Here is a 689-nt window from a genome sequence, read left to right as displayed (position 1 = left end):
CCAAGTAATGCAACTGCTATACCATCAAAACCTTGGCTTGGCATAACACCTATTTGCATTATATTAGCATTTCCAGTATATTGTATTGCTCCCGCAAGTCCAGATAAAGCCCCTGCTATCATCATAGAAATAACTATATTTCTATTTACAGGCATTCCTGCATATTCTGCACCAAATCTATTAAATCCACCTGCTTTTAATTCGTATCCTAGAACTGTTTTATTTAAAATAAACCATATTATTAAAACTGTTATTATAGCTAAGAAAATTCCTAAATTTATATATGACCCTTCAAAAATATCTGAAAGCCATTGTACTCTTAAAGTAGCTGCTTCAGGCAACATTTTTGATTCTGTCTCTAAAAACTCGCCTCTAAAATATTGAGGAACCATATAATAAACTATCCAATAAGCTATCCAGTTCATCATTATTGATGATACTACTTCATGAACATTAAATAGAGCTTTTAACACTCCTGGAATTAATCCCCATACTGCACCACCAAGTATACCTACAAGTACTACTATAGGCACTAATATTCCCTTTTCTAAATCTAAACTTAATCCTGTTGCTATAGAACAGAAGCCTCCAAATAACATTTGTCCTGGAGTCCCTATATTAAATAATCCTGTTTTAAAAGCAAAGGCAACGGAAAGTCCAGTAAGCATTAAAGGTGTTGCTGTTGCAAG

The 689-nt window shown here is 33.5% G+C and carries 1 protein-coding gene; it reads right to left on the bottom strand.

The genetic code is table 11. The features are described 5' to 3' along the window. Positions 1-689, bottom strand: a 689-nt coding sequence (locus tag H9660_RS16150; RefSeq protein ID WP_191751392.1) for an ABC transporter permease, incomplete at both ends; no start/stop codon positions are given.

The sequence above is a fragment of the Clostridium gallinarum genome, assembly GCF_014836325.1.
Classification (GTDB): domain Bacteria; phylum Bacillota; class Clostridia; order Clostridiales; family Clostridiaceae; genus Clostridium; species Clostridium gallinarum.
Note: the sequence above shows the minus strand (reverse complement) of the source record. Positions and strands in the feature narration are given on the sequence as shown.